The sequence below is a fragment of the Chroococcidiopsis cubana SAG 39.79 genome, assembly GCF_003991895.1.
GTDB classification, from domain to species: Bacteria; Cyanobacteriota; Cyanobacteriia; order Cyanobacteriales; family Chroococcidiopsidaceae; genus Chroococcidiopsis; species Chroococcidiopsis thermalis.
Genome location: NZ_RSCK01000158.1, coordinates 1 through 8,217 on the forward strand (window position 1 = coordinate 1; position 8,217 = coordinate 8,217).

Here is an 8,217-nt window from a genome sequence, read left to right on the forward strand (position 1 = left end):
AGTGGCTGAACTAAACGGTCAGTGGCAGCAGTTGTGGTTCCCCGCTCTGGCTGCCTAATCAACGGATTATTTACAGGTTGGATTATTTTGTAGCGATCGCCTAAGGAGTGCAAAACTCCTCCTGTAGGGATCGAAATTGCTCCTCCAGGGATAGACTAACCTTCAGAATTCACGTAGACTATCTCCACTTGAAATAATTGCCAAGATTTCTCTATAAGCCCTGGTTGGAGTGTGTCGATGAAGAGTGTGAAGGTGGGATGGAAAGCGATCGCTTTTTGGGTTGGTTTAGCTGCTGTGATGCCGTTATGGATAGAACCTGTTTTTGCTCAAGTAAAAACGATTGAAGAATTACCACCTGTTTCTTTCAGTGCCAAGGAACTTTTGGCTCAAGAGCAAGAAAATAGTACGATAACTCAAGTTACAGGAGTGAAACTCAATCCCACTACACAAGGGTTACAAGTTATTCTCGTCACCCCTTCAGGGCAAAAATTGCAACCATTAATTTCGCAATCTGAAAATAATTTAGCGCTTGACATACCAAATGCAGTCTTGGCTCTACCAGATCGACAAGAATTCACCGCAACTAATCCCACCGCAGAGATTGCACAAGTAACAGTCAAACCTTTGAATGCTAGTAGCATTCGAGTAACCATCACAGGAAGCAAACAAGCACCAAATGCCGAGGTAGTCCCTAGTCAGCAAGATTTGGTGTTGAGCGTTACTCCACAAGCAACTGCTCAAACCGAAGAATCAGAAATGGAAGTTGTCGTTACTGCTACTCGCACGGAAGAACGAGTTGAAGATTTACCGCGTACAGTAACAGTAATTAACCGAGAAGAGATTGAAGCACAAGCTACAGGAAATAACAGTTTACAGGACATCCTCAACTATACCGTTCCAGGGTACGGCGCACCTGATTATACAGATCGATTTAATGCTAATTTAAGAGGTCGAACTCCGCAGATTTTAGTGGATGGAGTGCCTCTAGGTTCTAATGTTTCTAACATCACAGGATTGACCAGCATCGATCCTAACACTGTCGAACGAATTGAAGTGGTCAATGGTGCGACGGGAATTTATGGTGCTGGTGGTAGTGGCGGTGTCGTGAATATTATTACTCGCCAACCAATCGAAGGATTTGAATCGACAGCTAGATTAGGTGTTTCTGCTGCTTTAGGAAATTTAGAAGGAGATAGCTTTGCTTACGAGTTGGGTTATGGCATTGCTGGCACAGAAGGTATTTTTGACTACAACTTGAATTTGGCAACCCAATTTAACAATCAATTTTACGACCCACAAGGCGATATTATTCGCCAAGAAAATTCTACTTTTGCAGGTTCAGAACGTCTGAATCTTTTAGGTAAGTTGGGGATCGCTTTAGGAGAAGAACAACGTTTACAGTTCTCTGTTAATCATGCCAGCGATCGCCGAGAAATTAATTACATTACCGATCCGACTACTAGAGAGATTCCAGGTAGACAAAAAATTCAGGCATTGAGAGTCAATCAAGATTACGTTGACTCTAGAGATCCTGGCAATCAAAATACTATTGCTAGCGTAGCTTACGACAATAGAGCTTTTTTAGGAAACAACAGGTTACAAGCTCAGTTTTCTTATCTAAAAATTAGAGAAAATACGCTTGCGTTTGACGATCGAGGAGCTGAAGATGCTTTCTTTGAAAGAGTAGCTAGATTTATGACTGAAGGAGAAGTATTCAACAGTAATTTACAACTAGAAACATCCTTGTTTCAAAGCGCAAAGTTGCTGGTAGGGGCAGATTATAAGCATGAAGATAATCGTTCTTCATACTTATTTTTTGATTCTGAAGTATATGACGCAAGTGGCGGAAATATTCTCCAAGTTAGCGATGAATTTGCCGAACCTTCTTTTGACCTCAGCCAGCTTGGTTTGTTTGCTCAAATCAAGTGGGATGTGACAGATAATTTTTCGGTTCTGGGCGGTATTCGTCAAGAATTTGCTCAATTAAACGTTGGTGATTACACAACCTTTGAAGGTAATAATATCCAAGGTGGTAATCCGAGTTTTGATGCGACTGTTTTTAACATTGGTGCAAATTTCAAAGCGACTGATAATATTAGTCTGTTTGCCAGCTTTTCCCAAGGTTTTTCTATTCCTGGATTTTTTGTGCTGAATAATTTACCTGATGGTAGCTCGGTCGATCGTTCGCTTGAAGACATTCAACCTCAAATTGTTGATAGCTACGAAATTGGCGTACGCGGACAATGGCAAAATTTACAAGCTTATTTAGCAGCTTTTTATTCTTCTTCCGAGTTAGGTTCGTTTTTTCAAGAAGTTGCTGAAGATGTATTTGAAACGATCCGCGCTCCAGAACGCCGCTACGGTATAGAAGCAGCAGTAGATTGGCAAGTAGCAGAGACATGGAAACTTGGTGTTGGTGGAAATTGGACTGAGGGAGAATTTGAAGATGAAAATGGCGAATTTATTGCTGCTGATTCGATTAGTGTAAATCCTTGGAAGCTAACTGCATACGTGGAACATCAGACAACACCAAACTGGCGCAATCGGTTACAAATTCTCTATTCTGGCGATCGCGATCGCGGTTTTGAATCGGGGTTAGACCAAGGCTCTGTAGATGATTATGCGACTCTCGATTTGATTAGCACTTTAAGTTTAGGTGAGGGAACGCTGTCTTTAAGTGTGGAGAATTTATTAAATGAAGAGTATTCTGCGTTCCCAACTCAATCTCTGACAGCTCCTGATGAAGATATAGCCTTAGAAAGGGGTAGGCGAGTTAGTTTGACTTACTCAATTAGTTGGTAATTAGAGCATGAGTCAGTAAGGCATTTAACCGAAATAGGTGAGCTTGTTTAGCTTGAAGGCGGAGAATTTGGGAATGAAAACAAAACGAATTCGAGATGTTGTATTTACCGCCCACCGTTACATTGGGTTAGCAATCGGTATTCTAGCAGCGGCGATCGGCATGACTGGTAGTTTGTTGATTTTGGATGAGTGGCAAACTTCTCTGCTTGCAGGACAAGTAGCGATCGCCCCAGATCAAGAACGTCTGGCGATCGCCACCCTCGTAACTAAAGCGCAAGCTATGTTTCCCAAACTGACTCTCGAAAGCCTGACAATACCCAAAGAACTTACTCAACCCGTCACGGCATGGTGGTGGGCAGCAGGAGATAAATGGACGACTGCCCACATTAATCCCTATACCGGAGCAATTATCGGCAGTCCGCAGGACAATGGTTATAACGATTTCTTGTACAATATCCACATCAACCTGCTAGGTGGTGAGTGGGGTGCTTATGTGGCTGGCATTGTTGGGTTACTGGCGACAATTCTTTGCGTGACAGGGATTGTGCTTTGGTCTGGTTGGCGCAAATTGGCAACTGGATTCAAAATTAAGTGGAATGCCACCACCAAAAGGCTAAATTACGATTTACACAAAGTTGTTGGCATTATTGCAGCTATCTTTCTGGCAATGGCAATGTTGACAGGGTTTATCTGGAACTTTGCTACATGGATGAATCCAGTCATTTATGCACTCACCTTCAGTCCACAGCCACCCAAAGAAGTAGAACTCGTCTCTAAAGCCGCAGGTAAAGCCCCCATACAGCTTACAGAAGCACTACTACAAAAAGCTAGTGCCGCGCTGCCCCCTGGTAAAATTAGCTCAATTTATTTTCCCACCAAACCTGAAGGCGTAATTCGCATAGCAAAAGAGTTACCAAACCAGGTTGTGATGTCTGCTTCTATAGATCGCTTTAGTGGTGAGATCGTGAAGGTAGACGTACCAACGGAAAAATCTTTGGCAGATCGAATATTTGACTCATTCGTACCCATACACTTTGGCACTTTTGCCGGTTTACCCTCTCGTATTCTCTATCTGTTCGTTGGTTTATCTCCTACCATCCTATTAGTTACGGGTTTTATCATGTGGCGCTTGCGAAAACGCGACAAGTCAAAGCGAACTATTGTGCCAGCCGAACGTGCGCTCGATAATTCACCCCCATAGCTTATATTCGCTAAAACCGTGCCAAAAGAACAAAATCGCTATCAAAAAGCAATTCCTTGGCTGGCTGGGTCTGGGTTATTAGGAATGACTATCTTTGGCAGTTGGCTAGGTTATGAAAATTTCCATGCTTTAGGAGAACGTCAACACACCACCTATATGGCTGCCGCACCGGAACATGGGCGAGAGACATTTTTTTTACGGATGCAACGAGAAGTCGAACAGGTAAAGCGATTATATCTCCATGCTCATTATCAAGGGTTAGCCGATGGCGCACCAGAGAATTGGACGTGTCTTGTGCCACTCACCCACAGCCAGGTATTAGATTTTTACCACGCGACGCAGTATCTAAGTAAAGTTGCATTAGCCGTGCATCCTCGCAGTGTTGAATATCAACAAGCGAGTATGGATACTCACTGTCATCTTCTCAAACACTCTGTCGGTGCTGCCACTCGTTTGTTAGCCGAAATGGAAGCAATCGAGCCGCAACGGTTGTCTATAGCAGGTCCCTCAGAATTGAGCCTTAGCACCGTCTCAGCCAAGTCCAGTTCGCCACCGTCCTACACCCAGAGGTATGTCATCATCGACCCGATCCACGTCCTCACGTACCGCTGCTTCTGCGGGTCGTAGCCGAGCGTCATCAAAGTGGTAGTGCGACCGCAGCCAAGCATCTCGCCCTCTCCTTCAGCCAAAACCTAGAGTCTGCGATCGCGATCGCACGCTTTCAGTTCCCGTCGATCTTTCGACAGGTCGATCCGCTCCCATCTTGACCTCAACCTCATACGTCCACTCACCGACGAGTTTTTAATGAAAGAAATCTCTCGCGCTGTTCGGCAAGTCTACCATCCCAAGTCACGAGGAGAGAAAATTCGAGATTCACTGCTACCTGACGTAGATTTAGATGAATCTAAGCTAGAGTTGTTTGCCCAGCACATTACAGCACTTGAAGGTATTGGAGTCAACTTACAAGACAAAAGCCTGCGGGATACCATCAATGCTTATCCGTGACTCTAAATAGATTTTGCACTCACTACCATACTTACCCCACCTTGAGGAGCAAGCGTAAACCCACGACGTTGTATTTGCACGGGTTTATCTTCTACTAAGGCAAGTTGATACTTGGATAAAATCGTCGCCAAGACCAATTTCATTTCTAACCCAGCTAAAGCGTATCCCAAACATCGCCGACTGCCACCACCAAAAGGAAGATATTCCGAAGGAGAATACTGGCGCTCTAGAAACCGCTCTGGCTGAAATTGTTTAGCGTTGGGATACAAGTCTTCCCGATAATGCACTAAATAAATACTTGGCATTAAGGCTGTTTGGGCTTCAAATAAATATCCGGCAATTTTCGTTGGCGATTTAGTAATGCGGGGAAAAATGACGGGAATCACCGGATACATCCGCAGTGTTTCTTGACAAACTGCACTCAGGTAAGGCAGTTGAGCAATTTTCATTGGGGCTAATTCCCCTAAACTATCTAGTTCGTGCAGCAACCGATCGCGGACATCTGGGTGTTGATGAATTTGATATAAAGCCCAAGCCAGCGTTGTTGCTGTGGTTTCATGCCCAGCAAATAAAATCGTCAGTAGTTCGTCTTTTAATTCCTCATCGGTCATTGCTTGTCCGTTTTCATCTCGTGCTGCCATCATCAGACTGAGGACATCACGCCCTTTGATATCTTTGGCTCTTCTCTCCTCAATTTCTGCTTGCAGCAAAGCGCGAACGTGATGTTGTCGCTGTTTCATCTGCCCCCAAGGACTCCATGCACCCCAATCTTTTTGTAAAAACTGTAAAAATAACATGCTGGATTTGAGGGGAGAATCAGTCATGTCCAGCCATTCTGTGAGTAGGGGCTTTAGTTGTTGATAGCGTTCTCCTTCACTCAAGCCAAAAACGACTTGTAGAATTACCTCTAGGCTGATCTTTTGCATGGTAGTCCGAGCTACAAAAGATTGACCGACTTGCCAGGAGCTAGCAATCTGTTTGGTAATCAGACAGATTTGTTTGGCGTAAGTTTGTAGTCTTTCGCCATGAAAAGGAGGCATTAACAATTTTCGTTCTCGTCGATGACGATCGCCATCGACTAACATGAGTGAATTGCGCCCGACTAAAGGTTCTGCAATTGCATTGCCACGACCGACATCAAATTTGGCATCTTGGTTGAAGATTTCCCCAATTGCTTGCGGATTACCAATGACTACATAAGAGCCGATGCCGCTCAGATGCATGGTAAATATGTCTCCATATTTTTGACTGCATTTGTCCTGAAACCCAATTGGGTCGGCAATCCAATTCATCAGTTGCCACCAAGCAGGACTAGTAATGGGATTCGGTAATTGAGCCAACACGATCGTTCTCCATCTGATAAATCTTTCACTCACGATCGCGCGATCGCCTACCATGTGATGTGTGCAATGCGATCGCCACCTGATATGTCCGACACATCTAACCTACCAGTAAATCATCAATCCAGTCAGACCGAGCATACACTATCGCTGCCATCGCAACAGATAAGCTACACAGCTTTGGCTCAGTGGCAAACGTTATTCGAGCGAGAAAAACCGATCGCCCAAATGTTTCATGTGGCGTATCTCGTGAAGACCGATGCCGCCTCGCCACGACCGCTAACTTTTGTTTTCAACGGTGGACCTGGAGCTGCTTCTGCTTATTTGCACATGGGGGCGCTAGGTCCCAAACGCCTCTCTTTTAGCGATCGCGGTAGTTTGCCAAAGCCACCCGTGCGAGTGGTAGAAAATACTGAAAGTTGGTTGAGCCTTTACGGATTTAGTCTTTATCGATCCGATCGGTACGGGCTTCAGCCGCGTTTTGCCACCAGAGAAAGAAACTCCAGAGCAGAAGAATGAGAAATCTAATTCTAACGAGCCAGACTCATCCAAAGAAACTCAATTTTGGGGTGTCGAGCGAGACTTGAAAGCGATCGGCGAGTTTATCGTGCGGTTTCTGTCGCGCCACCACCGCTGGCTGTCTCCCATCTTCATTGCAGGTGAGAGTTATGGCGGTTTTCGCGTGGCTAAGTTAGCTCGCCAGCTGCAACAAGAATTTGGCGTTGGTCTTTCTGGTGCGATTTTGATCTCGCCAGCTTTAGAATTTAGCCTGCTAGAAGCAAACGATTATAACCTGACGACTTGGGCAACAGTATTACCCTCGCTAGCAGCCGCCGCAGCGCATCACGATCGCGCGCAATGGGCTGGGCAAAGAGGAGATTTGCCAGCTCATATAGCTGCTGCCGAACAATTTGCCCGTCAAAGTCTAATCCCAATGCTAGCAATGGGAGAGGCGTTTCCTGAAGATGAGCGTCAGGCGATTTATCAGCAGTTGGCTGGATTAACTGGAATACCACTGTCGGTTGTCGAACGGCTGGGTGGACGAATTAGAATCGAAGTCTTTGCGAGGGAACTGTTGCGCGATCGCCAGAGAATCGTCGGGTTGTACGATGCTTCAATTACGGCGATCGATCCGTTTCCCGATCGCATGACCTACGAAGGCACTGACCCAACGCTAGATGGCTTAGATCGACTGTTTACAGGAGCAATTAACAGTCATTTGCGGCAGACTTTAGGTGTGGAAACTGATTTAACCTACCGTCTGCTGAATTTAGAAACGCTCAAAGCTTGGCAATTTGATTTCAAAGGTGATTGGAAACAAGGATTTCAAGGATCGGTGGATGACCTGCGGGTGGGAATGACGCTCAATCCATATATGCAGGTGTCGATCTCGCATGGAATATTTGACTTGGTTACGCCTTATTTTGCCTCCAACCATTTAGTCAGCCAGATGAAACTCAATTCTGAAATTCGTAGCAATCTGACGTTGAAACATTATCCAGGGGGACATATGTTTTATACCTGGGCTGAATCACGCCAGCAATGGTTTGCTCAAATGCAAGCGTTCTATCAAAATGCCATAGCCTGAATAATTGCAAACCAAAAGTAGAATCAGCTAAAGCGATCGCCTCAGTTAATAGATTTTGCCCGATCTTCTGGGAAAACACTCCCTTTCGTACCATCCTCTCCACCCGCTTACCCAACTCGTGACAAGTCTCTTCCTAAGCCATCTGTGCCATGTATAGTTCTACCTCTGGATGAATGATTAAATCTCGTCCCCGCTTGCGGATTACTGGAGTTTAGACTAACCAATGACAAAATGACTCAGCAGTACTGAGTTAACAAGCTACCCAGCTAAAAATATAAAAA

8 protein-coding genes are annotated in these 8,217 nt (G+C 45.0%); 5 read left to right on the forward strand and 3 right to left on the reverse strand.

Translation table 11 applies throughout. The features are described from left to right. The first annotated feature begins 237 nt into the window (after positions 1-237). Both DSM107010_RS35565 and DSM107010_RS35570 read left to right on the forward strand, forming a co-directional pair. On the forward strand, positions 238-2,802 hold the full coding sequence (locus DSM107010_RS35565; protein ID WP_127025236.1) for a TonB-dependent receptor domain-containing protein: 2,565 nt from the start codon (positions 238-240) through the stop codon (positions 2,800-2,802). A gap of 73 nt (positions 2,803-2,875) precedes the next feature. After that, positions 2,876-4,003 carry a PepSY-associated TM helix domain-containing protein gene (locus DSM107010_RS35570; RefSeq protein ID WP_106168020.1) on the forward strand — a complete coding sequence of 376 codons (1,128 nt, stop codon included), beginning with the start codon at positions 2,876-2,878 and terminating at the stop codon, positions 4,001-4,003. A 557-nt stretch (positions 4,004-4,560) separates the two neighbouring features. Here DSM107010_RS35570 and DSM107010_RS43400 read toward each other — a convergent pair. Next, entirely contained in the window at positions 4,561-4,671 is a 111-nt protein-coding gene (locus tag DSM107010_RS43400; RefSeq protein ID WP_373425477.1) for a DUF1579 family protein, read from the reverse strand. 13 nt (positions 4,672-4,684) lie between these two features. Then, the gene (locus DSM107010_RS43405) at positions 4,685-4,765 is read right to left on the reverse strand and encodes a hypothetical protein (RefSeq protein ID WP_370143934.1); all 81 of its coding nucleotides are present in this window, start codon (positions 4,763-4,765) and stop codon (positions 4,685-4,687) included. Positions 4,766-4,807: 42 nt separating this feature from the next. Between DSM107010_RS43405 and DSM107010_RS35585 the strand changes: the two genes are divergently transcribed. Beyond that, on the forward strand, positions 4,808-5,008 hold the full coding sequence (locus DSM107010_RS35585) for a hypothetical protein (protein ID WP_015154486.1): 201 nt from the start codon (positions 4,808-4,810) through the stop codon (positions 5,006-5,008). A gap of 2 nt (positions 5,009-5,010) precedes the next feature. On the opposite strand, the gene DSM107010_RS35590 is transcribed toward DSM107010_RS35585, so the two are convergent. After that, positions 5,011-6,351, reverse strand: a complete 1,341-nt coding sequence (locus DSM107010_RS35590) for a cytochrome P450 (protein WP_106168027.1) — start codon at positions 6,349-6,351, stop codon at positions 5,011-5,013. Between DSM107010_RS35590 and DSM107010_RS40650 the strand changes: the two genes are divergently transcribed. Together DSM107010_RS40650 and DSM107010_RS35595 are read left to right on the forward strand one after the other, a co-directional pair. Then, positions 6,340-6,867, forward strand: a complete 528-nt coding sequence (locus DSM107010_RS40650; RefSeq protein ID WP_199755983.1) for a hypothetical protein — start codon at positions 6,340-6,342, stop codon at positions 6,865-6,867. The two genes, DSM107010_RS35590 and DSM107010_RS40650, sit on opposite strands and share 12 nt — an antisense overlap. Then, complete coding sequence (locus tag DSM107010_RS35595; protein ID WP_241994469.1) at positions 6,830-7,936, forward strand: peptidase S10; 1,107 nt, start codon at positions 6,830-6,832, stop codon at positions 7,934-7,936. The genes DSM107010_RS40650 and DSM107010_RS35595 overlap by 38 nt, the downstream gene beginning before the upstream one ends. Positions 7,937-8,217: the final 281 nt, after the last annotated feature.